The following is a 24,627-nucleotide window of genomic DNA, read 5'->3' on the forward strand; positions in this document are numbered from 1 at the left end:
AGGACTCCTCTCCCGGCAGGCCACATGGAGCGCCAACTCCGGCCACCGGTCCAGATCGTCATGGTTGGGCGGTTGTGAGGGTTTCCGCTTCGCCCCCGGTGTTCCAGCACCGGGGGTTTCTGCTTGTCCAGCCGCGTTCACCGCCGGACGCCATAAGTGTACCCCAGGCATTCGGGAAACATCTACTTGCATTCGGCTCCCAAATGACGTTAACTAGTTCACCCTGGGCCGCATCTGTACGGCCGTGCCGCACGACGAGGAGGTGAACATGGCCACCGGCAAGGGAGATGACGACGCACGGGCCTCGAACGCGCGTCCTCCGGTCGAGGACAACATCGCCGAGCGCGTGAAGCTGGAGCGCGAGGCACGAGGCTGGAGCTCGGTCACCCTGGCCGAGAAGATGGCCGAGGCCGGCCACCCCATCGGCCAGTCCGCGATCTGGCGCATTGAGAGCGGCAAGCCCCGCCGCCGCGTCAACACCGACGAGGCTCTCGGCTTCTGCAAGGTCTTCGACATGACCCTCGACGAACTGGCCAGCTCGCCAGGGCAGATGGCCAACCCGATCATCCGCCGGCTGGTCGGCGAGTACGTCGAGCTGTGGAAGGAATGGCGTTCCCTCGGCAAGTCCATGGACGCGATCCAGGACCAGCTCCGGGAGTACACCAAGGCCAACCCGGACCAGGACACCATGGTCCGCAACCTGCTCGCCCACGAACTGGACGCGGCCTCCAACGGCGACTTCCACCGCCACAAGGGAGCCCGCTCCCGGCTGATCCGCTGGCTCGGTGACGCCTTCAATCCACCGGCCTCCGACGCTGCCGTAGACGCCGACGAGTAACCCACCGCCGCCAGGCCCTCGGTGCTGGAACACCTAGGGCCCGTCCACCATTGCGGCCCCTTCGCGCGTTCGCGCAACCGCCCAACCACCACCCACACCACCACGACCGGTCCGACCCGGAGTTGGCGCTCCGTACGTGACCGGGGTGAGGAGCCCTCTTGCCCGAGTTCCCCCTGCCCGTAACCCAGATCGCCCAGCTGCTCGGCATCCCCGAGGCCGCCTTGCGCGCCTTGATGTCTGAACGAGGTGACGAACCCGGCGACCCCACCCTCGTCGGACTCACCGTCGAGGAAGCCGCCCGCCGCCTCGGCATCGGCCGCACGAAGATGTACGAGTACGTCTCGTCCGGCGAGATCTGCTCTGTCAAGATCGGCAGCCTGCGCCGCATACCCGCCGAAGCGGTCGGAGAGTTCCTAGCCCGCCGCTACCGGCCTTCGGACTTCGGCGCCGCAGCCTGAGCGGGGCGTGCATGGCACAGCCCCGAGAGCCCCAGAAGTCCCGCCAGCCCAACGGCGCGTCCTCGATCTTCTTCGGCAAGGATGGCCGCTGGCACGGCTACGTCACCGTCGGCGTCAAGGACGACGGCAGCCCGGACCGTCGCCATGCCAGCCGCAAGACCCGCCCCGAGGTCACCAGACGCGTGCGCGAGTTGGAGAAGCAGCGCGACTCCACCGGTGTCCGCAAGGCCGGTCAGACCTGGACGGTCGAGACGTGGCTCACCCACTGGGTGGAGAACATCGCCGCCCCGAGCGTCGGTGAGAACACGATCGACGGCTACCGAGTAGCCGTCTACCACCACCTCATCCCCGGTCTGGGCGCCCACCGCCTGGAGAAGCTGGAGCCCGAGCACCTGGAGCGCTTCTACCGGAAGATGCAGGCCAACGGCAGTGCCGCCGGCACCGCCCACCAGGCGCACCGCACGGTCCGTACGGCCCTCAATGAAGCCGTACGCCGCCGCCACCTCACGACCAACCCGGCCGCCATCGCCAAGGCGCCCAAGCTCGAAGAGGAGGAGGTCGAGCCGTACTCGATCGAGGAGGTCCAGCGGCTCCTCCTCGAAGCGGGCAAGCACCGCAACACCGCCCGCTGGGTCATCGCCCTGGCGCTCGGCTTGCGCCAGGGCGAGGCGCTCGGCCTGAAGTGGGAGGACGTCGACTTCGAGGTCGGCGTGATCCTCGTACGCCGAGGCCGACTGCGGCCCCGCTACAAGCACGGCTGCGGCGACAAGTGCGGGCGTAAGCCTGGCTACTGCCCGCAGAAGATCAGCGTCCGACGCGAGACGAAGGACACCAAGACCCGCGCCGGCAAGCGTCCGATCGGCGTGCCCGAGGAACTGCTGAAGCTGCTCCAGCGGCACAAGGCGGAGCAGGAGCGCGAGCGAGCGCTCGCCCGCGACCTGTGGGTGGAGAAGGGGTATGTGTTCACCTCGCCGACCGGCGAACCCCTCAACCCCAACACCGACTTCCACCGGTGGAAGGACCTGCTGAAGGCGGCGAAGGTGAGGGACGGGCGACTCCACGACGCGCGCCATACCGCTGCGACCGTCCTGCTGATCCTCGGTGTTGCCGATGCGGTGGTCGACCGCATCATGGGCTGGGAGCCCGGTAAGTCCGCCCGGATGCGCAGCCGGTACCAGCACCTGACCAGCCCGGTGCTCCAGCAGACTGCCGCGAAGGTCGGCGGCCTGCTGTGGGGGGCGCGTCCGAACGTGATCTCGCCGACAGCCGAAAGCGCTTTGCCTGGATCAGGCTAGAAGGCAGCCCCGGTGGGGCCGTGGGTGTATATCGCCCTCCTTGGCGAACGTTGCGTTCCGTTCATACACCGAGAGCACGCGGAGACTCTGGCCACCCAGTGGCGCTCGGATCACCTAGGTCGCCAGGCGGAGGTCGAGAAGTGGGAACGACAAAGGTGGGAGCGCGAGGCCCCGGGCGGCCTGCGCGTGGCCCGCGACCGTATGCCCGATCACCGACTTGTTCACCATGCCCGTGCCGTCTTCCTGCCCGGTGGTGACCGGCTCAACATCGGCTGCGATGAGCGATGGTGTGTCTCTGCCTGGGAGTTCGAGCCCGACCTCTACACGGACTTGCCCGTGCGCTGGCACACCACCCGCCGCCCTGGTCAAGAGGTGGAGGCACAAGTTCGCGGCACCGACGAGGCAGCTGTTGCGGACGCGTTTGCTGAAGCGTGTGCACAGGCTGTGGATCGTGCCAGGTACCCGCACAAATATGGCGACACCCCTGATCGGTTCTAATTCCTTCGCGCGAACTACTGGCCTGGGGGCATCTCTGGGACTGTTTGAGGTGTCGCCGGTCTCCGCCTGGACGAAAAACGGGATAACTATGGTCATTAAGTTATATTCCGGCATCGATGTCGGGCGCTGTGCATTGATGCTCGCCCCATCCGCGTGTCCATGTTGACGCAGAAACTAAAGTGCGGCAGCATGATCGCAGCGCTGAGTAAAGTTTCTGGATCTGTCGTCGTATCTTGGGGGTGGCTTCGTTGGCGTTGCACAGCTCTCGCTTCGATCAGCTGGTCGGGGTGCCGGCTCCGCTGGTGCGTAGGCACGTGATCTGGGCCTTGAAGACGGGGGTTCAGGAAGCGATCGACGCCTACGAGTTCAGCAAGTACAGCGACGGCCACACCTTCGGTACCAATCGGTGGCGGTTCTGCGTAGGAGCCCTCAAGGACCGGGACAAACTCCAGGAGCTTCCCGAAGCCAAGCCCCTACGGGTGCAGAGCACCTTCATGCTCGGCGTTGGCGGCGCGGTCCTATACCCCGTCTGCTACGCCAACGACTCGACCACCGATGTGCGGGACATGAAGGTACGGATCTCGCAGATCCGTCAGGAAATGTTTGCTGCCTATGGCAGGCTCGCGCCGCAGGTCCAGACCGCGCTGCGGATCAGCGAAGGCATTGACGGTCAGGAGTGGACGTTCGAGGATTTCGAAGAGACGCCCGAAGAGCTGCCCGAGCAGCCGAAGATGCTCCTGCTGGCATACGCCAGCAATCGCGAGGGCGGCCTGTTGAACTGCTTCGTAGGGGAGGCCACCCTGGACTCCTCAGGTGCCGTGACCTGGGAGTGGATTGAGTCGCTCCCCATCACAGACGCGGAAGGCGGCACCGGCGGAGTATCTGTCGTGGCCCCCACCGGCCCGTTCACTCCGGGATTCGGCACAGGCGAAGAGCCCCCCATCAACCTGGAAGACGCGGAAGACACCGCGAACGAAAGCAATGAGCACTAAGCATTCCTCACTGTCGCTGGCGCCGGTCCTGCCACTGGACGTCTCGGCTTCTGTGGCTGCAGCCTTTGATGGCGCACGGCTGACGCAGGCCAGGCGCCTCGCTGGCTGGACGAAGAAAGAGCTGGCAGCGAAGATCGACGTCACACCTGCCGCTGTGGGCCAATATGAAGCTGGTGGCATCCGTCCCCGTCCAGAACATGTCCGTCAACTCGCCGAAGTGCTGGGGATGCCCAGCGCCTTCTTCACTGCCGGACGTCCCCGGGCCGGGCTGGACACGGCTGCAGTCCACTTCCGTTCTCTACGCTCAGCTCCCGCACGCGAGCGGGAGCGAAGCCTGTCGTTCACGGAACTACTGTGGGAGTTGGCGTACGCCCTGGAGACCTATATCCGGCTGCCTGAGGTTGACCTGCCTGGCTGGGATAGCGGCGAAACGATCCCTGACCTGCCCACTGATCCGCAACAAGCCGCCCGAGCCTTGCGGGTCCGCTGGGGATTGGGCGACGGCCCAATTCCTCATCTCGTGCGCTTGTTGGAGTCGCGCGGCATCGTCGTAACGGTTTTGCCCTATCTCAATTCGGACAGCAGGAAACTGGACGGCTTCTCAACCGCCCGGCTACCTACCCGGCCTGTGGTCGTGCTCAACGACGAACGTGACGACGTATATCGCCACCGATTCAGCTGTGCTCATGAGCTGGGCCACCTACTGCTACACGGCGAAGCGCATCCCGGCGACATTCAGCACGAACGCCAGGCCGATGCCTTCGCGGCCGAGTTTTTGACACCCGCAACGAGGCTGACGGGTTCGCTGCCAACTCGAGTTGACTTCACTACCCTGGGGCGGCTGCAGCAGACTTGGGGTGTCTCTCTGGATTCCCTATTGGTTCGATGTCGGGAGCTAGGACTTCATACCGAAGCGGTGAGCAGCCGCGCATGGAGACGTCTGAAGGCCCTGCGGACACAAGGGCTGCTGCCATTCACGCCGGTTCAGGGCTTCCCGGGGGAAGTCCCCGTGTTGTTGCAGCGAGCCTTTGAAATGGCTCAACGCAAAGGCATCACGGTCCAGAGGCTGGCTGGGGAGCTGCGTTGGCCTGAGGACATGGTTCTCAAGCTCCTCGACACCCAAGATCCTCGCCCAGCTCTGCATCTGACGCCGACTCCTCAATCGGCATCGGCCAGCGACAAGCGCCCTCAAACCGAGGAGTAGGTCGACACCATCGAGGCCACCCGCACTCCGGGTCCGGATGCTGGTGTCCTGTGAAGCTGATGGTGGGGCGTCGCCGCGGGCGACGCCCCACCATCAGCTCACGACTGATCTCTTCTCGTACGCCGGTTACTCGATTGGGGACGATCGTCGTCTCGGCGCAAGGGCGGAATCCGTTCGTAAAAGGGCTGCAGGGAAACGACGCGGCCGTCGCCGGTTCGGTGCCGAGCCTGGGAGCGTAGAAGCCGACCTGGGCTTCCCTCGCTGAATGAGGTTCGCAGGATGTCCTTGCCGAGCAGCTCCAACCAGACCATGGTCATCTCCTGTTCGCCCAGCCACGTATCCAGCCACGCGCGGTCGATGGTGAGTTCGTTCTGCCCTCCGCCGAACACCTTGCGCACGGCAGCGATGTTCTGGCCTGCGGCATCTCGCCATGTTCGACTGCCGTTCCACCGCAGTTGCCCGGGCGCCGGACCGAACAGAACGGGCGAAGGGGCGGTCAAGGAGATCCGTGACGTGGGCGAGTACTCGTATTCGCCAAGGAGGTCGAAAGTGGTGGGCAGCGTGATCACGCCAAACGGCTCTTCGTGTTCGTATGCGCGAACGTACGCCTCCGCCGCGTAGTGCTGTCCGAAGGGATACTCGCCGACAAAGCCGTCGGTATACATCGCCCCACCCGTGCTGCTGACGTACTCGGCCAAATCCTTATCAGCCAGTTCGGTCGCAAGCGCGTCAAGGTCGACGTTCTTGACGAAGAGGGACACGAGGTGAGCCCAAATCGTGGGGCGGTCGCGCCTCGGTTCCCCTTCTCGCCGCCACTCGTAGTTACCGGCAAGGACCACGTGTGGGCTGGGGCCGGAGGTGACGTCGATGGAGACTTCGGGCAGATCAATGGCATTGGCGATCCACGCCTCGGGCGAGGCTGCCTCATCGAAGGAGTCCCAGGCGTAGTGCGGAACGTGGGGTCGGGCTAGGGCGCTTTCATCCGGCGGGGCGTCGCAAACGGTGGGGTCCATCTGGCGCAGCCGGGTTGTTTGCGGCCCGGGGACGGAGGGAGGTGGCGGATCCCACCGGTCGCGTCTCTGGGGAACGTGATCATTGAGCCGTCCCAGCAGCCGGGCAAAAGCAATCCACTGGTACTTCTTACCGATGCGCTCGATCCACTTGGGTTTGCTTCGACCGCCCCCGTAGGTGTCGATGACGTGCTGGTCGAAGGGCGCGTGGCGGTCAGGCGAGTAGCCAAGTTGGACCGCATCGAGGAGGACGCGGCGGGCAGCCGTCTGAGGGTCGATTTCGGGCCGATCGAGCAACCCCGACTTGATGACGTAGGTGAAGAAGTCGTCAGCCGTGCAGCTGAAGTGGAGCTTGGGGTAGTCGCCGCGATCTTCCTTGTAGGACTCCACGTCCTCGGGTGTGGGCCAGGAGATAGGCCATGAGCTCGCGTAAGGGGGCCGGATGCGGTTGAGGTCCAGGTCTGCGGGCAGTGCCTGCCGCTCGGCCGCGGCTTCGATGATGCGGCGCGCCTCGTCACGCAGGGCAGCGTTGGCGGGCGGGGTATCAGAAGCCATCACGTTCCAGGCGGCTTGGCCGGCGGCCCTCCAGTCGGCAGCCGAGCCCGAGCGCAACAGTGCGGTGTACACGGCGTAGCAGGCCCGCTCTCTGATCCAGTCGTCTTCGACGTTGAGGAAGTGGGCGAGCAAGGCAGGGGCGTGCCCTGGATGTGCGATCAGCAGACGGGCGGCTGCGACAGTGGCGTCGTCGCGGACGCGTCGGTCCGAACAACCTGTGCACCACAGCAGCGCGGTCGCCCACAGTCGGCTGGTCCCGTGACCCGTGCGCGTGATGTCCCGATCTCGGGCCCAGAAGATCAGTCGATGCGCTGCACCGCCCTCCTCCCTGGTGCCGTGGAGCCACGGTGTAAGAAGGGCGTCGACCTCTGCCATCGGCCAAGTAAACAGATAAGCATCCAGGTGGTCGGCGTTGAGGGGGTGATCCGGCCGGGGGGCGAGCCGGAAGAGCACGTCCAGGGCCTCGGTGAGGGACTCTGGCGCGCTCAGTGCGTCGTGCACACAGTTGATCGTGGCCTGGGTGATGCTCGTGTTGGACCGCCAGGACAGGCCCGCGACAACTGCAGCGACAGCCTGACCATCGCCGATCTCATCCCGGAAGTCGGTCAGCTCCATGCCCCGGTGGCCGAGGACGACGGAGAGCGCCTCCAACAGGCCAGGGTCTGACAAGGCATCTAGGCCCAACAGATGCCGCAGCGGGCCGGATACGAGAGACCGGCGTACGTCTTCTCTGCTGCTGAGTGTCGACGTGGCGGCGAGGATGACGAGGTGCTGGCCGAGCCGCTCGAAGGCCATTGCCACGACCTGACGCTGCGGTCCAATAGCTGCAGGGTTGATGTCTTCCGCCAGCAGGCCCTCCCCTACAAGGGCTTCGAGCAGGGATGTCTGCGCACTGCGGTCGGGCCAGATGTCCCGCAGCAGAGTGTGAGCGCTGACGCGATCGATCCATGATCGTGTGCTGGTGCCCATGTGTTCGGCAATGGCCAGCATCGCCCGGCGCACGATCTGATCGGCGACCGGGGCGTCCAACTGGGCGCTGATGCGTCGATTGGTCTGATCCAGCAGTGAATCCACCAACTCGTCCAGGCCCATGGATGCCTTGTCCAGGGAGCGGCGTCCCTGTTCCTTGAGGGCCTCACACAGGAGCCGCAAGAAGAGTGGGCTGCTGAATTCGGCCTGGACAGGAGGTGTAGTCGGTGGTTCCAGTTGATAGAAGTCCGCGTACTCCTGAATCGCGTCGTACTCGACGTCCTCAAAGCCGCGATGGATGATCTCTGGCACGTCCACTTCGTCGGGCAGGACCTGGAACCGATAGTGGGACCGGAAGGTGAACACCACACGCAGGTGCTCGAATCGCGCGATCTTGGTGATCAGCGTGTCGACTTCATCCCGCCAAATGGTCCGTGGCCGCGACTCGTTGAGCGCGTCGATCACCAGCAGTACTGGACTTTCGGCGCTGCGCCCTGCCTGGTTCAAGAGCCCCAGAACGTCATCCCCGCTGAGGTCGCCTGGTAGCTCCAGACGCATGCGGAGTTGTTCGAGTAGAGGGCCTTCCCGGAAGTGGCGGCCGTGCACCAATGCGCTGGGACGGCCACAGCTCAGGCGCTGTGACACATAGTCCAAGGTGACGAAAGTCTTGCCCATACCTGCGGCGCTGGTCAGCAGGACGCTACGTGCGGTGCGCAGGTGCTCCATCAGGCCCGTGACCCGCGCAGTCACGTCAGCCAGGAAGTTGTTCAGCTTACGCAGGGCGTCAACGGCCGCTGCCGGAAACGACACCATGTACTCGGCCTGCATCTGCCGCCACGAGGGCGTGTCCCAGTTCGGTCCATGCGTGGCAGTCAAGACATCGGCCCCAGCAGCCTCGGCGTCGCTGCTCTCCTTTTCGACGGCCTCCAGTGCGGTACGCACCGCGCCAATAGACGAGCCGCTTGGCGCGTGCTGCCACTGCGCTAGCGCAGTCACCAGCTCCGCGCCCCGCTGTCGTACTACTTCGAGATCGACGGATGGCGCGCTGGCTGTCTGCTGGCTGCCAAAGGGGTCCTCGCGCACGTTTTCGAGGAGCTCTTCGAGTTGGGCGATGTCCGCTTCGAGGCGCTTGTGCCACTCGTCGTCACCGCACAGTGCTGCCAGGGCATGCTGGGTCGCTGGAACACGCACGCTCAGCTCTGGCAGGTAGCGGGGGCGCGCCGCCTGAACTGCCTCTTCCAGACGGCGCTGCCACCACTGGGCAGCGAGGAGTTCCGAGTCGAACCAATAGCGCGTCCGCACCCCCGTGATGTCGATCGTCCTGAAGCGACTGATGAGGTTTGTTGCCCACTCGACCTGGAAGGTCACGTGCATGCCGCGCTCGGCTGCCAACTGTTCCCAGCCCTTGCGCCACCCTTCCTCGCCCAGGACCTTTTCGTGCAGCGACTTGCCCCTGCCGCCCGTCGGTCCGGTGGGATCGAGCGGCAGGGCGATGACGTATCGCACCAGCGATGGGTGCTGCGTGAGGGCTGTTGCTACGGAGTTGTCGAGTTGGCTCTTGGCGGCATTCATCTGCTCAGTGGCGAGCCAGAACTTCGCCTGCCACCCCACCTCCGTGCCGTCGGGCGACGTCCAAAAGCACTCCACTCCGCCGTCTCCGCCTGCGCCGCGCAGACTCACGAACTCGGCCTCGGGGTGTGGAGGGTCCTCCGCTGCCAGCTCGCAGACGAACTGCTCGAAACCTGATCGCTGCCCTTCAGGAGCCAGCGGCCGGATTCGTGAGAACTCGATCTCAGGCAGCCTCACCTTTGCCCCCGTGTGGTGCGTAGTAACAAACCCCATCATTCAGCTTCGGCTGGTGGATGACCACAGAATCCCGCTTTCGGCTGGCCGGGCCGAACAGACTCATAGCGATCAACCGGCGAGTGTACGGACGGGTCCCGAATGTCAGGGGTGCTCCTTATCGTAGTGAGATGGCAAATGGGGTGTGGCACACCAGATATGGCATAGAGATCAATCTGTCGCTTCCTGATCTTGGCCACCCGGACCGTCCTGATCTCCTCCGGGAGATCACTTCGAGCGTCGCGGACCGCGATCCGCAACTCCTCGAATGTCTCGCTCACCATGACGGGCGCGAGTGCCTGTCCGAGTCCGGCGGAAAGTCGCCATGGATGTTCATCCGTCGAGGGCGCATCGGAGGCCGACGGCCGCTTGTGGCGTCACACCTGCCGATCACGCACAAGGCGACCTCTGCGGAGAGCGCACAGCACAAGGCCACAAAGGAACGGATCATCGAGACGGCTTCGCGATGTGGGTTGGACGCAGAAGCCGAAGTTTCGACCGCGAACCGGCGGACCATCTCCGATGCCCTCATCACTGGGCCAACAGGCATACGCATCGGCTGGGAGATCCAGTACCACCACATCAGCCCTAGCAGCGTCCACCGGAGGTCCGTCAACGCCGTACGGCACGAGATCACGCCCCTGTGGGTAGCAAAGGATCGCACGGCCTCGTTGATCGACCGGGCGCCATGGGCCCGGGTGGACGACATGCCGTGGAAGGACATCTCCGACGGCAGGGAAATGCTGATCCGAGGTGGCTACCGCCATCTCCAGGTCTGGAAGTGCGTACCCAGCAGCGATCGTCACTGCCCACTGACCGATGGAGCGGGCCACTGCGACGGCGTTCATGCCGAGTGGTTCCTGCCTGCGCTGTGTCAGCCGGAGAAGAAGGCGGTCCACCTCGAAGATCTCGTGCTGGCGAGCGCCACGGGGGAGAGCGTCCCTGTCTATGTGCCCAACCGGGGGAGCGGACGGGCTGGACGGCACATGTGGGTGCCGGCGACCGATTGTGAGCGGTGGCGGGAGCTGGTTGGGGAGAAGGTGCCGCTTCCAGTCGTACCGGGGAAGGAGGAGGACGATGAGATCACCTTTGCCGAGCAGGAGATCGATCGGACATGCCGCGCTGGCGAGGAGGGGTGGTTCGTTAGCGATGCCAGGCCCATTCGCGATCTTGGCCAACCAACTGGCGGCTTTACTCTGCCCCGGATGCCGCTGCGGAGGTCTGTGAAGCCGACGCTGATCACGTCTGTTGAGCGGGCTGCCGCCTCTGCCGCGCTGGGGTGCCCACCGTGGGAGCTGGGGCTGTGCGCGGGGTGTGGTCAGTTGATGCGCCGATCCGGACGCCATGCGGCCATGTACTGCGCGGTGTGTCGTGGCACGCTCAATGGCCGGTAGCCAGGAGTTGTCCTCCAGCGGCAACTGCAACCAAAACTGCAACCACGCACGTCGAAGGGCCCCACCGCGAACGGTGGGGCCCTTCGACATCGTGCCCGGTGAGGCACTGGCGGAGGATACGAGATTCGAACTCGTGAGGGGTTGCCCCCAACACGCTTTCCAAGCGTGCGCCCTAGGCCTCTAGGCGAATCCTCCGCCGCAAACAATACAAGACGTTGAGGAGTGCTCGCGAACTCGTTCCCACCCCCGGCCATCGGGTACTGTTTGGGCAGCCCCTCACGCGGCGCTATCTGACTGAACTCCCCCAGGGCCGGAAGGCAGCAAGGGTAGGTCGGCTCTGGCGGGTGCGTGGGGGGCGCTTGCGTTCCCGGGCAGCCGGGGGAGTCTCCGTGGGCCCGGGTTGTCAGTGGGCGCCTATAACCTCGTATGCGTGTCGTCTCTCGCGCTGTACCGCCGCTATCGCCCGGAGTCGTTCGCCGAGGTCATCGGGCAGGAGCATGTCACCGACCCGTTGCAGCAGGCGCTGCGGAACAACCGGGTCAATCACGCGTACCTGTTCAGCGGTCCGCGCGGTTGCGGCAAGACGACGAGCGCGCGCATCCTGGCGCGCTGCCTGAACTGTGAGCAAGGTCCCACGCCCACCCCGTGCGGCACGTGCCAGTCCTGCCAGGACCTCGCGCGCAACGGCCCCGGCTCCATCGACGTCATCGAGATCGACGCCGCGTCCCACGGAGGCGTGGACGACGCCCGTGAGCTGCGTGAGAAGGCCTTCTTCGGGCCCGCGAGCAGCCGGTACAAGATCTACATCATCGACGAGGCCCACATGGTCACGTCGGCGGGCTTCAACGCCCTGCTGAAGGTCGTCGAGGAGCCCCCGGAGCACCTCAAGTTCATCTTCGCCACGACCGAGCCCGAGAAGGTCATCGGCACCATCCGCTCGCGGACCCATCACTACCCCTTCCGGCTCGTGCCGCCGGGGACGCTGAGGGAGTACCTCGGCGAGGTGTGCGGGAAGGAGAACATCCCCGTCGAGGAGGGGGTACTGCCCCTGGTCGTCCGCGCGGGGCAGGGCTCCGTGCGTGACTCCATGTCCGTCATGGACCAACTCCTCGCCGGTGCGCGCGAGGAGGGTGTGACCTACGCCATGGCCACCTCCCTCCTCGGCTACACGGACGGCTCGCTCCTGGACTCCGTCGTCGAGGCCTTCGCCACGGGTGACGGCGCCGCCGCCTTCGAGGTCGTGGACCGGATCATCGAGGGCGGCAACGACCCGCGTCGCTTCGTCGCGGATCTGCTGGAGCGGCTGCGCGACCTCGTCATCCTCGCCGCCGTTCCCGACGCCACCGAGACGGGGCTCATCGACGCCCCGGCCGACGTCCTGGAACGGATGCAGGCCCAGGCCGGCACCTTCGGCGCGGCCGAGCTCAGCCGCGCCGCCGACCTCGTCAACGAGGGCCTCACGGAGATGCGGGGTGCCACGTCCCCGCGCCTCCAGCTGGAGCTGATCTGCGCGCGCGTGCTGCTGCCCGCCGCCTACGGCGACGAACGCTCGGTGATGGCCCGCCTCGACCGCCTGGAGCGAGGCGTCAACTTCTCCGCCGGGGCCGCCGGTGCCGCGCCCGCGATGGGGTACGTCCCCGCCCCTGACGCCCACGCACCCATGGCTGCCGCCCCCGTCCCACCGGGCGGCGGCGCCGCGGCGGCCCGGGCGGCGGTACGGGGAGGAGGCGCGCCCGGGGGAGCGCCGGGCCAGCCGGTGCAGCAGGCCCCGCAGGGCCAGGACGGCCAGCCGGGCCAGCCGGTTCAGCCGAGCCAGCCGGTTCAAGGGATGCCGGTGGCGCCTCAGCCCGCCACCCCGGCCGCCGCCATGCCGCCGACGGAAGCCAACCCGCCCCAGCCCCCTCCCGCACCAGCACCTACCGCTAACCCCACCTCCACCCCTGCCTCCGGGCCCGCTCCCGGCGCCTGGCCCACGGCCGCGCCCGCGGGCGGCGGCCGGCGCCCCGGCGGCTGGCCCACGGCGACCCCGGCCGGCGGCGGTGCCCAGCCCCCGGCCGCACCGAACACACCCGCCGCACCCCAGCCGGTCGCCGCCGCCACCCCGGCGCCCACCCCGCCGACCGCGCCCCCCGCGACCGCGGGGGCCTACGCACCCCCGGCCGGTGGCCTCGACCCCCGCATGCTCTGGCCGAACATCCTGGAGGCCGTCAAGAACCGCCGCCGCTTCACCTGGATCCTGCTCAGCCAGAACGCCCAGGTGACGGGCTTCGACGGCACCACCCTCCAGCTCGGCTTCGTCAACGCGGGTGCCCGCGACAACTTCGTGAGCAGCGGCAGCGAGGAGGTCCTGAAGCAGTCGCTGGCCGAGCAGTTCAGCGTGCAGTGGAAGATCGAGGCGCTCGTCGACGCGTCCGGCGGCTCCGCCCCACCCCAGACGGGGGGCGCGACACAGAACTTCAGCGGCGGCTACGGCGGTGGCGGCACCCCAGGCGCCCCCGGCACCCCAGGCACCCCCGGCACCCCGGGTGGCGGTGGCTACGGCGCCCCCGCGTCGCCGTCCCCGGCCCCCGCCGCCCGCCCCCAGCCGGCGCAGTCCGCCCCGGCCTCCCCCGCACCGGCCCAGGCGCCCCCCGCTCCGGCGCCTTCGACCCCGGCACCGCGGCCCTCCGCCCCGGAGCCGCCCCCGGTCGCCCCCGAGGACGACATCCCGGAGGACGACGACCCCGACCTCAACGAATCGGCCCTCTCCGGCCGTGAACTGATCGTGCGGGAGCTCGGGGCGACGGTGATGGAGGAGTTCACGAACGAGTAGGGCGGGTGCCCTTCGAGGAGAGGGCGTCAGAGGAACGTACAAGGCTCCCGCCCCCTTCCCCTCGGCAACCCGCACAAAGCGCCGCCGTCCCGGCCGGTTACCCTGAACCCCGTGAAGGTCCTTGTCATCGGCAGCGGCGCCCGCGAACACGCCCTGTGCCGCTCCCTGTCCCTCGACCCCGACGTCACCGCGCTGTACTGCGCTCCCGGCAACGCCGGCATCGCCGAGGTCGCCGAGCTGCACCAGGTCGACGCCCTGGACGGCAAGGCCGTCGCCGCGCTGGCCGGTGAGCTCGGCGCCGAGCTGGTCGTCGTAGGCCCGGAGGCGCCGCTCGTCGCCGGTGTCGCCGATGCCGTGCGCGAGCTGGGTGTCCCGGTCTTCGGCCCCTCGAAGGAGGCCGCGCAGCTGGAGGGCTCCAAGGCCTTCGCCAAGGACGTGATGGCCGGCGCCGGTGTGCCGACCGCCCGCTCCTACGTCTGCACGAACCCCGACGAGGTCGACGAGGCGCTCGACGCCTTCGGCGCCCCGTACGTCGTCAAGGACGACGGGCTCGCCGCGGGCAAGGGCGTCGTGGTCACCGAAGACCTGGAGGCCGCCCGGGCGCATGCCAACGCCTGCGACCGCGTCGTCATCGAGGAGTTCCTGGACGGCCCCGAGGTCTCCCTCTTCGCCGTCACCGACGGCGAGACCGTCGTCCCCCTCCAGCCCGCCCAGGACTTCAAGCGCGCCCTCGACGGCGACGAGGGCCCGAACACCGGCGGCATGGGCGCGTACTCCCCGCTGCCGTGGGCGGACCCGAAGCTGGTGGAGGAGGTCCTCGACACCGTCCTCCAGCCGACCGTCGACGAGATGCGCCGCCGGGGCACCCCCTTCTCCGGGCTGCTCTACGCCGGCCTCGCGATCACCAGCCGCGGGGTCCGTGTCATCGAGTTCAACGCCCGCTTCGGTGACCCCGAGACCCAGGTGGTCCTGGCCCGGCTGAAGACCCCGCTGGCCGGTCTCCTGCTGGCCGCCGCCAAGGGCGACCTCGCCGATCTGCCGCCGCTGCGCTGGAGCGAGGACGCCGCGGTCACCGTGGTCGTCGCCTCGCACAACTACCCCGGCACCCCGCGCACCGGCGACCCGATCACCGGCCTGGACGCGGTGGCCGCCGAGGACGCCCCGCACGCGTACGTCCTGCACGCGGGCACCCGGCAGGACGGCGACGCCGTGGTCAGCGCGGGCGGCCGTGTGCTGTCCGTGACGGCGACCGGCAAGGACCTCCCCGAGGCCCGCGACCGCGCGTACACCGCCGTCGGCCGCGTCCACCTCGACGGCTCCCAGCACCGCACGGACATCGCCGCGAAGGCGGCGTCCGGCGCCTGAACGGCCGTAACCGGCCACGGGATCCGATGAACCGAGCAGGCCCCGAATCCGTCTCTGGATTCGGGGCCTGCCCCTTCTGCGTGCCTGTGAACGTGACGGGGAACGTGACTGAATCCAAGTCAAGATCCCGGGCCTGATCCTCGCTGTCCGTCATCCACCTTTCCCCAAAGCCATTCCATCGAGTGACCGATGTCTTTTCCGGCTGACGGAGGCCAAGGGCCCAACTAGGGTGCGGCGCAAGCGTTCCGGCACTTGGCCCACCGGCATTGCGATGTCGGTGGTGGGTGCCACAGTGGGGGAATGAGCAACGCCAGGACAGCAGGGAGGGGGCGACTCCGGTCGTGACCGGTATGGGTGTGGAGGCGGGCGCACAGGCCGCTCGTTCCCGGGCGCTGGCCGTGCTGCGCATCCGCAGTCGCGCGCTGGCCGTCGCCCTGCTGCCCGCCGCGTTCGCCGTGGTGCTGTACGCGGGCGGGACCACCGGCCATCTGGTGGGCCCCGGCTGGCATGCCGCCCGCTGGACCGTCACCCCGCTCGCCGTCCTCGTCCTGACGGCCGCCGCCGTCATCGCCCTGGTCGTCGCGCGCGCCCGCCCCGCGGTGAGTCCGACGGTCCCGATCGCCGAGGAGTCCGCCCCGGACCTGTACCGCATGGTGCGCGACCTGGCCGACCGCCTCGACGTCCCCGCCCCCTCCGCGATAGCGCTCACCCCGGACTGCGACAGCTGGCTGGAGGACCGCACCCACCCGGCCCACGGCCCGCCCCCGAAGGAGGAGCGGGACGAGCTCACCGGCGCCCGCGGTGCGAACCGCCGGGCGACCGCGGCCCCCGTCCTCGTCATCGGCTCCCCGTTCCTGTGGTGGATGCGCGTGGGCGAGCTCCGGGCGGTCCTCGCCCCCGTCGTCGCCGGTACGGGCCCCTCCGCCCACCCGGACATAGCCGCGGCCCGCCGTTTCGTGCGCGGTCTGGACGCCGCGGTCGCCGTCTCCTCGACCTCCGGCCGCTGCCCGCTGACCCGCGTGGTCTGCGCGGGCGTCGGCTGGGTGGCGCGGCTGCTGCTGCGCAGCTGCCGGGAGCACGCGGCGCTGATGGAGCGCGGGGTGGCCGCCGCCGCGGCCGAGCGCGCGCAGGCGGTGGACTACGGCCTGCGGATCGTCGCGCAGGAGCAGGTGGGCCTGGCGTACGCGGGCTGGGACCGCCTGCTGACCCGCGTCGCGCTGCCCGCCTGGCGCATGGGCCGCTGGCCCTCCCGCCTGGATGCCGGGGTGGTGGCCGCGCTGACGGAGCTGTCCCGCCGTGACCGGCTGGCCGAGGGCTTCGCCTCGCGTCTGGGCGAGCGCCCGGCCTGCGACCTCCTGGAGGAGCCCGGCGCGATCGACGAGGCGACCTCCCTCCTCGCCGCCCGCCTCTTCCACGGCGGCCCGGCCGAGCGCGGCCCGGACTGGGCCCCGGTCGACTGGCAGGAGTACCCGGAAGAGGTGGTGGACCGAAAGTGGCGCCTGGACGCGGCCCGCCTCCACCGGGTCCTGGACGCCCAGGGCATCCACCACACCGCGCCGCCCACGGCCTTGGCACCGGCGGGCCCCACGTTGTCGAGGGTCCTGGACTACCTGGCGACCCCGGGCCTCCAGCAGCCCGCACCGGCCCCCGATCCCGATCCCCATCCCGGGAGCGCCGAGGCCGAAGGCGACTCCGAGGCCGAGTTCGACAACGAACGCACCGCCACCCTCGCCGCGGCCCTCACCACCGCACTGGCCCGCGAGGAGGCCACGGCCCCCAAGGCGAAGGCCCCCGACACCCCGCCCCCCTGGGACGACACCACCCTCCCGCTCTTCCCGCTCCAGCCCCCGCGCACCGCCCGCGAACTCCTCACCGACCACGTCACGGCGATGGTCTGCTGCGCCGCGATGGACACCGCCGGCGCCACCCCCGGACTGGACTGGCTGGACGGCCCGACCCTCCTCATAGACGGCGAGCGGACCCCCGACCTCGCCCCCGGGGTCCTCAGCCTCGTCGAGGACGGCGACCCCACCCCGCTGCGCCACTGGCTCACCCAGGCAGGCATACGTCCGGAGAAGCCGCTCCGCCTCGTCTGAGACCGGCCGCCGTATCGGAAGCCTGGATTCCACTTTCGGCCAATTCGCAACGAATAGTGACAGCCTGCGTGCGTAATGTGATGTGCTGGGACCGATCGCGCACATGGCAAGGGCTTACGACATAAGACAAACGCACGCACGACCACACGGGGGCACGAGGGAGGGGAGCAGCCATGGGTTCGGAGCCGATCCGCCGCTGGGAGTCGGGAGCCCTGGCGCACGCCGTGTCGGACCCCTTCGGCCAGGGCCCCCTCCCCTGGCTCCGCGGCAGCGAGACCTACTTCGACGACACCGGCCAGGTCGTCCCCTGGTATGTGGACGCCGCCCCACCCCAGCCCCCGGCCGGAGCCACCGGCGCCCGGATCCCCGCCCCCCGAACCGCCGGCGGCCCCCGCGCCGCCGATGACGTCCGCCGCCAGATCAAGGGCTTCGCCTCCACCGGCGCCGCCGCCCCGGGCGAGGCCATCGACTTCCACATCACGGTCGACCCGCCCCAGGAATTCAGCGTCGACGTCTACCGCATCGGCCACTACGGCGGCGACGGCGCCGCGAAGATCACCACCAGCCCGCGCCTGTCCGGCATCGTCCAGCCCCCGCCCCTCACCGCGGACCGCACGGTCTCCTGCCACCACTGGTGGCTGAGCTGGCGCCTTCAGATCCCCTCCTACTGGAGCATCGGGGCCTACGTGGCGGTCCTCACCACCGCCGACGGCTACCGCTCCCACGTTCCCTTCACCGTCCGCCACGACCAGCCGGCCGACCTGCTCCTGCTCCTGCCGGACGTCACCTGGCAGGCGTACAACCTCTACCCCGAGGACGGCCGCACCGGCGCCAGCCTCTACCACGCCTGGGACGAGGACGGCCGTCTCCTCGGCGAGTCCGACGCGGCGACCACCGTCTCCTTCGACCGCCCGTACGCGGGCGCGGGCCTGCCCCTGCACGTCGGCCACGCCTACGACTTCATCCGCTGGGCCGAGCGCTACGGCTACGACCTCGCCTACGCCGAGGCCCGCGATCTGCACTCCGGCCGCGTCGACCCCACCCGCTACCGCGGTCTGGTCTTCCCCGGCCACGACGAGTACTGGTCGACGAACATGCGCCGCACGGTGGAACGTGCCAGGGACCACGGCACCTCGCTGGTCTTCCTCTCCGCCAACACCATGTACTGGCAGGTGGAGTTGGGCCCGTCCCCGTCCGGCGTCCCGGACCGCCTGCTGACCTGCCGCAAGCGCAGGGGCCCAGGTCGTCCGGTGCTGTGGCGCGAGATCGACCGCCCCGAGCAGCAGCTGGTCGGCATCCAGTACGCGGGCCGCGTCCCCGATCCCCACCCCCTGGTCGTGCGCAACGCCGGCCACTGGCTGTGGGAGGCGACCGGCGCCCATGACGGCGACGAGATCGAGGGCCTGGTCGCGGGCGAGGCCGACCGCTACTTCCCGCGCACCGCGCTTCCCGAGCACGACGACCGCATCCTGCTCGCGCACTCCCCGTACGCCGACAGCGAGGGCGCCCTCCGCCACCAGGAGACCTCCCTCTACCGCGCCCCCTCGGGCGCCCTGGTCTTCGCGTCGGGGACGTTCGCCTGGTCCCCGTCCCTGGACCGCCCGGGCCATGTGGACACCCGCGTCCAGCGCGCCACCGCCAACCTCCTGGACCGCATCTGCAAGCGCGACTGACCCCTGGTCCGAGGTCAGCCGCCTATAAGGGACAATCGACCCGTTGGACAGAACCACGGGGAGGAACCGTGTCCGGATTCGTAGAAAAGCCCGAGCCGATCCAGGTTCCGGGTCTGGTGCATCTGCACACCGGCAAGGTGCGCGAGCTGTACCAGAACGAGGCGGGCGACCTCGTGATGGTCGCCAGCGACCGCATCTCCGCGTACGACTGGGTGCTGCCCACCGAGATCCCCGACAAGGGCCGCGTCCTCACCCAGCTCTCCCTGTGGTGGTTCGACCAGCTCGCCGATCTGATCCCGAACCACATCATCGGCACCGAGCTGCCCGAGGGCGCCCCCGCCGACTGGGCGGGCCGCACGGTGGTCTGCAAGTCGCTGAAGATGGTCCCCGTGGAATGCGTGGCCCGCGGCTACCTGACCGGCTCCGGCCTGGTCGAGTACAACGACTCCCGCACGGTCTGCGGTCTCGCCCTGCCCGAGGGCCTGGCCGACGGCAGCGAACTCCCCGCCCCGATCTTCACCCCGGCCACCAAGGCCGCGGTCGGCGAGCACGACGAGAACGTGTCGTACGAGGAGGTCGCCCGCCAGGTCGGCGCCGACACCGCCGCCCAGCTGCGCCAGGCCACCCTCGCCGTCTACACCCGCGGCCGGGACATCGCCCGTGAACGGGGCATCCTGCTCGCGGACACCAAGTTCGAGTTCGGCTTTGACGGCGGGACCCTCGTCATCGGCGACGAGGTCCTCACCCCGGACTCCTCCCGCTTCTGGCCGGCCGAGTCATGGGAGCCGGGGCACGCGCAGCCGTCGTACGACAAGCAGTTCGTGCGTGACTGGCTGACCTCGCCGGCCTCCGGCTGGGACCGCAAGAGCGAGCAGCCGCCGCCGGCGCTGCCGCAGGAGGTCGTGGACCGCACGCGCGCCAAGTACATCGAGGCGTACGAGCGTCTGACGGGTACGAGCTGGAGCTGACCGCACGACAAAGGCCCCGGTCGATGACCGGGGCCTTTGATCTGGAGCGAACGACGAGGTTCGAACTCGCGACCTCAACCTTGGCAAGGTTGCGCTCTACCAACTGAGCTACGTTCGCACTGCGCCGAAGCGCGGTGCCCACTATACCCAACCTCGCTCGCGCGCGAGACGTACGGCGGTGTGCCGGTTCTCCGCCCCGAGCTTGGAGACGGCCGACGACAGATAGTTCCGTACGGTCCCCTGGGACAGCGCGGCCCGCTCGGCGATCTCCGCGACGGGCGCCCCGTCGGCGGCGAGTTCCAGCACCTCGGCCTCGCGCGCGGTCAGCGGCGAGTCCCCGGCGGAGATCGCGTCGGCGGCCAACTCGGGGTCGACGTAACGGTTTCCGGCGTGCACCGTGCGGATGATCTCGGCGAGCTTCTGGGCGCTCACCGTCTTGGGGACGAACCCGCGCACACCCGCCTCAAGCGCCCGCTTCAGATGTCCGGGCCGACCGTGACTGGTCACGATCAGCACCCGGCAGCCGGGCAGTTCGGCCCGCAGCGATGTGGCGACCTTCACACCGTCCGCCCCCGGCATCTGAAGATCGAGCACCGCCACATCCGGTGCGTGCGCCCGGGCCATCGCCAACGCCTCGGGCCCGGACGCGGCCTGGGCGACGACGGCCAGATCCTCCTCCAGCGACAGCAGCGCGGCCAGCGCCCCCCGGATCAGATGCTCGTCGTCGGCGAGCAGCAGCCGTACGGTCACGAGGCCACCTCCGCCGACCCCCGGGCCACCAGCCCCGCCGTCACGTGACCGCCTCCGTCCGCGCCTGGGCCACCAACCGGAACACACCCTCCCGCACAGGTCCCGCCTCCAACGTCCCGTCCACCGCCGCCAGCCGCTCCCGCAGCCCGGCGAGCCCGGATCCACCCGGCCCGGACGGACCGGCGGCCCCGTCGTTCTCCACCGTCAGCACCACACCTTCGCCCGACCGCTGTACGGCCACCGTGCACCGCTTGGCGTCCCCGTGCCGCAGGACGTTCGTCGTGGCCTCCCGGACCACCCAGCCGAGCGCCGACTGCACGTCCAGTGGCAGCCCGGCCACCTCCCCGCTGACCGTGCACTCGATCCCGGCCGCCGCCAACACCCCCTGTGCCCCGGCGAGTTCGACCCCCAGGTCGGCCTCGCGATACCCCCGCACGACCTCCCGCACCTCGCGCTGCGACTCCTGCGCGATGCGCTGCACCTCGATCATCTGCTCCTCGGCCTCGGGCCGCCCGCGCCGGGCCAGCTGTACGGCGAGTTCGCTCTTCAACGCGATCACCGCGAGGTTGCGGCCCATGACGTCGTGCAGATCGCGTCCGAAGCGCAGCCGCTCCTCGGCGACGGCGAGCCGGGCCCGGGTCTCACGGGCCTCGTCGAGGGCGTAGACGGCGTTGAGGAGCCAGACGGAGAAGGCGGAGGTGAAGGCGAGGAACCCGCCGCCGAGCAGCACCATCAGCATCGTCACCAGGGCGGCGGCCGCCGGCAGTCCCAGGGGGAGGGCCACGACCCCGGCCCCGGCCGCGAACCCGGCGACGACGGCGTACACCCGCCGTCGCTCGCGCACGCCCATCGCGATGACGCCGGCGCCGAAGATCAGGACGACCCCGAAGACGCTGCCGGCCGCGGTGTCGACGTCGTCCCCGCCGGGCCCGCGCTCCGAGATGCCGATCGCGGCGACGGCGACCACGGTCGTGACCGCGCCGAGCGTCCACAGCATGTGGACGGGCTGCTCACGCCGGCCGAGGGTCCAGTCCAGCGCCTGCGAGGCGGTGACCGCACAGGCCGTGCCGTGCGCGGTCACCAGCGCCAGCAGCGGCGCCGCGAGCCAGACCGTCATCGAGCCCAGCAGCGGCAGCCCGATGGAGGCGACCTCGATCACCGCGAAGAAGTGGAAGGACCACCGGGTGTACGTCTCGACCTTGGCCGGCGTGCTCTTCCGCCCCCACCAGCTCCCCGGCTTGCGCATGCTCTCCCCGTACCTCAGCGCCTCGGCTCCCACCGGAACCACCGTCCTACAGCAAACACCCCGGCCGCCGCCCAGGCCAGCGCGGTCATCACCGGCCCGATCGTCCCGTACGCGCTCAGCTCGCCGGTCCAGCCGCCGCGGATCAGCGTGATCACCGGCGTGAGCGGCAGCAGCTCGCACAGCGACGCCATGCGGTCCGGCATCAGCTCCAGGGGGACGGTGACCCCCGAACCCACCATGGCGACCATCACCAGCGGCAACGCCGTGACCTGGGCGCTCTCCACGGTCCTGGTGACGCCCGCGGTGACGGCGGCCAGCAGGGCGCACACCACAAGCCCCAGCAGCAGGCCCACGACGGCGAGCTGCGGCGCCTTGGGAGCCGGTACATCGAGCAGCGCGGTACAGGCCGCGGCCAGCACCAGGGACTGCACGAACCCCGTCGTCACGGCCGGCAGCGCGGTCCCGGCGAGGATCTCGCCGTCCCGCAGCTCTCCCGTCCGCAGCCTCTTGAGGACGAGTTCCTCGCGCCGCCCGACGAAGACGCCGACCAGCGCCGAGTACACCGCGAACAGCAGCGAGAACCCGATCGCCCCCGGCAGCAGCACCATCCCGACGCTGAGCCCGGTGCCCGTCAGGTCCATGTCCTCGACCGCGGCCCGCACGCTCAACGGCAGCACCAGCGGCACGAACACCGCGGTGACGATCATTCCCTTGCTGCGCCCGAAGAGCGTCAGCTCGGCCCGCGCGAGGGCCTTCACCCGACCGACCACGACCCGATCGACCACGGCGCTCATGCCCTGACCTCCTGAGCCGCGATCCCCAGGAACGCCTCCTCCAGCGAGGCGGACCGCACATCGAGCCCCCGCAGCTCGACCCCGGCTCCCGAGGCCCACACCAGCACTTCCGTCGCCGCCCGCTGCAACTCCCGCGTCCGCAGCCGTACGACCCGCCCGTCGACCTCGTGGGAGAGCACCCCCAGTTCCCCGAGCGGCGGCAGATCGCCGACGAAGTACCCCTCGGGCAGCTCGAAGGAGATCCGCGAGGGCTGCCCGGCGGTCACCTCGGCGGGCGTCCCGGTGACCGCTATCCGCCCCTCGTGCAGGATGGCGAGCCGGTCGGCGAGGCCCTCGGCCTCCTCCAGATAGTGCGTGGTGAGCAGCACGGTCGTACCGCCGTCGCGCAGCGCCCGCACCAACTCCCAGGTGTCCCGGCGCCCTTCGGCGTCGAGCCCGGTCGTCGGCTCGTCCAGGAACAGCACCTCGGGCCGTCCGAGCAGCGCGAGCGCGAGATCCAGCCGCCGCCGTTCGCCCCCGGACAACTGCTTCACCCGTACGTCGCTCCGGCGCGCGAGCCCCACCAGTTCCAGCGCCTCGGCCGGCGGCCGTGCCCCGCTCACGCACCCCGCCCACATCCGGGCGGTCTCGGCGACGGTGAGCTCGGACGGAAAGCCGCCCTCCTGGAGCATCACGCCTGTCCGCGGCCGTACGACGGCCCGCTCGACGTACGGATCGTGCCCGAGCACCCGCACCCGGCCCCCGGCCGGTGGCGCGAGCCCTTCCAGTAGTTCGACCGTGGATGTCTTGCCGGCCCCGTTGGTGCCGAGCAGCGCGAAGACCTCGCCGCGGGCCACGGAGAAGCTGATCCCGCGGACCGCCTCGAACCCGCCCCCGTAGACGCGTCGCAGGTCGGTGACCTCAATCACGTTCGTGTTCATGGCCCCAGCATCTCGGCGCTTCGGGACCGGAGGCAGTGCGCGCTGTCATCACTCGGCATGACAAATGTCAGACGCCTGACCAGGCATGCCGACCGGGCATGAAGAAAGCCCCCCGACTGAAGCCGGGGGGCTTTGATCTGGAGCGAACGACGAGGTTCGAACTCGCGACCTCAACCTTGGCAAGGTTGCGCTCTACCAACTGAGCTACGTTCGCATTGCCTCCGACCAGCTCTCACTGATCGGCGCGAGCACCATCCTACCTGATCCACAAGAGGACCAGACCGGCGATGCAGAGCGGGTGACAGGAATTGCACACTGCGCCTTCCCCCTGGAAGGGGGATGTTCTGCTACTGAACTACACCCGCATGTACTCCGTGGGCTGGGCTTTTCCGTCCCCGCCCCTCGGCGTGCTCCAGACTCTAGCCGACCAGGAGGGGTGCAGCGCAAGTCGGTTGCCCCGGGGGGCGGGTGACCGGGCGTCGACGGGGCTACTGCGCCTCGGCGAACGCCTCGTAGACCTTCTTGGGGATACGGCCGCGGGCGGGCACGTCCATCTTGTTGGCCTGGGCCCAGGCGCGGACCGCCGCCGGGTCGGGAGCGACCTCGGTCTGCTTGTACGCCTTGCCGGACCGCGAGCGCTTCCGGCCGGCCTCCACGTAGGGCTCGAGCGCCTTACGCAGTTTCTTGGCATTCACCTGATTCAGGTCGATCTCGTACGACTTGCCGTCGAGTCCGAAGGCGATCGTTTCCGCCGCTTCCGAGCCGTCGATGTCGTCAAAGAGAGTGACCACGACCTTCTGCGCCACGAATATCGGTCCCTTCGTACGGCACTTTGCCAATTCATTTGTACAGTGCCCGACAATGCATTGTGAAGCCCGACTAAATCCTTTGGCGTGTCCGAGCGCAATAGGTATCGGGTGTCGATCGCGGATCTTTCCTGGAAATTTT

Annotated in this window: 16 protein-coding genes, 4 tRNA genes, 1 other RNA gene and 1 pseudogene; 12 read left to right on the forward strand and 10 right to left on the reverse strand. The window is 69.0% G+C overall.

What is annotated here, in order from left to right; genetic code table 11:
• Positions 1-268: 268 nt before the first annotated feature.
• The 5 genes and pseudogenes from ACIHIX_RS43680 (at position 269) to ACIHIX_RS43700 (ending at position 5,285) form a co-directional block, all read left to right on the forward strand.
• Positions 269-838: a helix-turn-helix domain-containing protein gene (locus ACIHIX_RS43680; RefSeq protein WP_399966184.1), complete on the forward strand. Its 570-nt coding sequence runs from the start codon at positions 269-271 to the stop codon at positions 836-838.
• A gap of 158 nt (positions 839-996) precedes the next feature.
• Positions 997-1,296 (forward strand): helix-turn-helix domain-containing protein, encoded by a 300-nt coding sequence (locus ACIHIX_RS43685; RefSeq protein ID WP_399966185.1) that lies wholly within the window; start codon positions 997-999, stop codon positions 1,294-1,296.
• 11 nt (positions 1,297-1,307) lie between these two features.
• Positions 1,308-3,080, forward strand: a pseudogene (locus tag ACIHIX_RS43690) (tyrosine-type recombinase/integrase); the annotation flags it as partial.
• A gap of 257 nt (positions 3,081-3,337) precedes the next feature.
• Positions 3,338-4,081 carry a hypothetical protein gene (locus ACIHIX_RS43695; RefSeq protein WP_399966186.1) on the forward strand — a complete coding sequence of 248 codons (744 nt, stop codon included), beginning with the start codon at positions 3,338-3,340 and terminating at the stop codon, positions 4,079-4,081.
• Positions 4,071-5,285 (forward strand): XRE family transcriptional regulator, encoded by a 1,215-nt coding sequence (locus ACIHIX_RS43700; protein WP_399966187.1) that lies wholly within the window; start codon positions 4,071-4,073, stop codon positions 5,283-5,285. Before ACIHIX_RS43695 ends, ACIHIX_RS43700 begins: the two co-directional genes overlap by 11 nt.
• A 98-nt stretch (positions 5,286-5,383) precedes the next feature.
• Here the strand turns inward: ACIHIX_RS43700 and ACIHIX_RS43705 are convergent, their stop codons facing one another.
• Positions 5,384-9,625, reverse strand: a complete 4,242-nt coding sequence (locus ACIHIX_RS43705) for a hypothetical protein (RefSeq protein ID WP_399966188.1) — start codon at positions 9,623-9,625, stop codon at positions 5,384-5,386.
• A gap of 167 nt (positions 9,626-9,792) precedes the next feature.
• Between ACIHIX_RS43705 and ACIHIX_RS43710 the strand changes: the two genes are divergently transcribed.
• Complete coding sequence (locus tag ACIHIX_RS43710) at positions 9,793-11,055, forward strand: hypothetical protein (RefSeq protein ID WP_399966189.1); 1,263 nt, start codon at positions 9,793-9,795, stop codon at positions 11,053-11,055.
• A gap of 107 nt (positions 11,056-11,162) precedes the next feature.
• Here ACIHIX_RS43710 and ACIHIX_RS43715 read toward each other — a convergent pair.
• Positions 11,163-11,250, reverse strand: a tRNA-Ser gene (locus ACIHIX_RS43715).
• 72 nt (positions 11,251-11,322) lie between these two features.
• Here ACIHIX_RS43715 and ffs point away from each other — a divergent pair.
• The 6 genes from ffs to ACIHIX_RS43745 all read left to right on the forward strand — a co-directional run bounded on the left by ffs (position 11,323) and on the right by ACIHIX_RS43745 (position 19,969).
• Positions 11,323-11,421, forward strand: an RNA gene (ffs, locus tag ACIHIX_RS43720) — signal recognition particle sRNA small type.
• Positions 11,422-11,485: 64 nt separating this feature from the next.
• Positions 11,486-13,867, forward strand: a complete 2,382-nt coding sequence (locus ACIHIX_RS43725) for a DNA polymerase III subunit gamma and tau (RefSeq protein WP_399966190.1) — start codon at positions 11,486-11,488, stop codon at positions 13,865-13,867.
• A gap of 111 nt (positions 13,868-13,978) precedes the next feature.
• Positions 13,979-15,232: a phosphoribosylamine--glycine ligase gene (gene purD / locus ACIHIX_RS43730; protein ID WP_399966191.1), complete on the forward strand. Its 1,254-nt coding sequence runs from the start codon at positions 13,979-13,981 to the stop codon at positions 15,230-15,232.
• Between the two features lie 350 nt (positions 15,233-15,582).
• Positions 15,583-17,328, forward strand: coding sequence for a hypothetical protein (locus ACIHIX_RS43735; protein ID WP_399966249.1), 1,746 nt, complete (start codon positions 15,583-15,585; stop codon positions 17,326-17,328).
• A gap of 173 nt (positions 17,329-17,501) precedes the next feature.
• Positions 17,502-19,001, forward strand: coding sequence for a N,N-dimethylformamidase beta subunit family domain-containing protein (locus ACIHIX_RS43740; protein WP_399966192.1), 1,500 nt, complete (start codon positions 17,502-17,504; stop codon positions 18,999-19,001).
• 68 nt (positions 19,002-19,069) lie between these two features.
• Positions 19,070-19,969: a phosphoribosylaminoimidazolesuccinocarboxamide synthase gene (locus tag ACIHIX_RS43745; RefSeq protein ID WP_399966193.1), complete on the forward strand. Its 900-nt coding sequence runs from the start codon at positions 19,070-19,072 to the stop codon at positions 19,967-19,969.
• Positions 19,970-20,011: 42 nt separating this feature from the next.
• Here the strand turns inward: ACIHIX_RS43745 and ACIHIX_RS43750 are convergent.
• The 8 genes from ACIHIX_RS43750 to ACIHIX_RS43785 all read right to left on the reverse strand — a co-directional run bounded on the left by ACIHIX_RS43750 (position 20,012) and on the right by ACIHIX_RS43785 (position 24,485).
• Positions 20,012-20,087: transfer RNA gene (locus tag ACIHIX_RS43750), tRNA-Gly, on the reverse strand.
• 23 nt (positions 20,088-20,110) lie between these two features.
• A complete protein-coding gene (locus tag ACIHIX_RS43755) occupies positions 20,111-20,719 on the reverse strand; it encodes a response regulator (protein WP_399966194.1) in 609 nt (202 codons plus the stop codon).
• A 40-nt stretch (positions 20,720-20,759) separates the two neighbouring features.
• The gene (locus tag ACIHIX_RS43760; RefSeq protein ID WP_399966195.1) at positions 20,760-21,965 is read right to left on the reverse strand and encodes a sensor histidine kinase; all 1,206 of its coding nucleotides are present in this window, start codon (positions 21,963-21,965) and stop codon (positions 20,760-20,762) included.
• A gap of 14 nt (positions 21,966-21,979) precedes the next feature.
• Entirely contained in the window at positions 21,980-22,759 is a 780-nt protein-coding gene (locus ACIHIX_RS43765) for an ABC transporter permease (protein ID WP_399966196.1), read from the reverse strand.
• The gene (locus tag ACIHIX_RS43770; protein ID WP_399966197.1) at positions 22,756-23,679 is read right to left on the reverse strand and encodes an ABC transporter ATP-binding protein; all 924 of its coding nucleotides are present in this window, start codon (positions 23,677-23,679) and stop codon (positions 22,756-22,758) included. Before ACIHIX_RS43770 ends, ACIHIX_RS43765 begins: the two co-directional genes overlap by 4 nt.
• Positions 23,680-23,817: 138 nt before the next feature.
• Positions 23,818-23,893: transfer RNA gene (locus ACIHIX_RS43775), tRNA-Gly, on the reverse strand.
• A gap of 79 nt (positions 23,894-23,972) precedes the next feature.
• A tRNA-Gly gene (locus ACIHIX_RS43780) sits at positions 23,973-24,044 on the reverse strand.
• A gap of 123 nt (positions 24,045-24,167) precedes the next feature.
• Positions 24,168-24,485 carry an Lsr2 family protein gene (locus ACIHIX_RS43785; protein WP_399966198.1) on the reverse strand — a complete coding sequence of 106 codons (318 nt, stop codon included), beginning with the start codon at positions 24,483-24,485 and terminating at the stop codon, positions 24,168-24,170.
• Between the last annotated feature and the right edge of the window lie 142 nt (positions 24,486-24,627).

Origin of the sequence: Streptomyces sp. NPDC051913, assembly GCF_044593635.1 — a bacterium.
Lineage (GTDB): Bacteria > Actinomycetota > Actinomycetes > Streptomycetales > Streptomycetaceae > Streptomyces.

Excerpts from the sequence above, each read along its gene's own strand:
- ACIHIX_RS43740 (WP_399966192.1), top strand. The coding sequence starts at position 17,502 with ATGGGTTCGGAGCCGATCCGCCGCTGGGAGTCGGGAGCCCTGGCGCAC.
- ACIHIX_RS43770 (WP_399966197.1), bottom strand. The coding sequence starts at position 23,679 with ATGAACACGAACGTGATTGAGGTCACCGACCTGCGACGCGTCTACGGG.
- ACIHIX_RS43710 (WP_399966189.1), top strand. The coding sequence starts at position 9,793 with ATGGCAAATGGGGTGTGGCACACCAGATATGGCATAGAGATCAATCTG.
- ACIHIX_RS43735 (WP_399966249.1), top strand. The coding sequence starts at position 15,583 with ATGGGTGTGGAGGCGGGCGCACAGGCCGCTCGTTCCCGGGCGCTGGCC.
- ACIHIX_RS43765 (WP_399966196.1), bottom strand. The coding sequence starts at position 22,759 with ATGAGCGCCGTGGTCGATCGGGTCGTGGTCGGTCGGGTGAAGGCCCTC.
- ACIHIX_RS43700 (WP_399966187.1), top strand. The coding sequence starts at position 4,071 with ATGAGCACTAAGCATTCCTCACTGTCGCTGGCGCCGGTCCTGCCACTG.
- ACIHIX_RS43760 (WP_399966195.1), bottom strand. The coding sequence starts at position 21,965 with ATGCGCAAGCCGGGGAGCTGGTGGGGGCGGAAGAGCACGCCGGCCAAG.
- ACIHIX_RS43680 (WP_399966184.1), top strand. The coding sequence starts at position 269 with ATGGCCACCGGCAAGGGAGATGACGACGCACGGGCCTCGAACGCGCGT.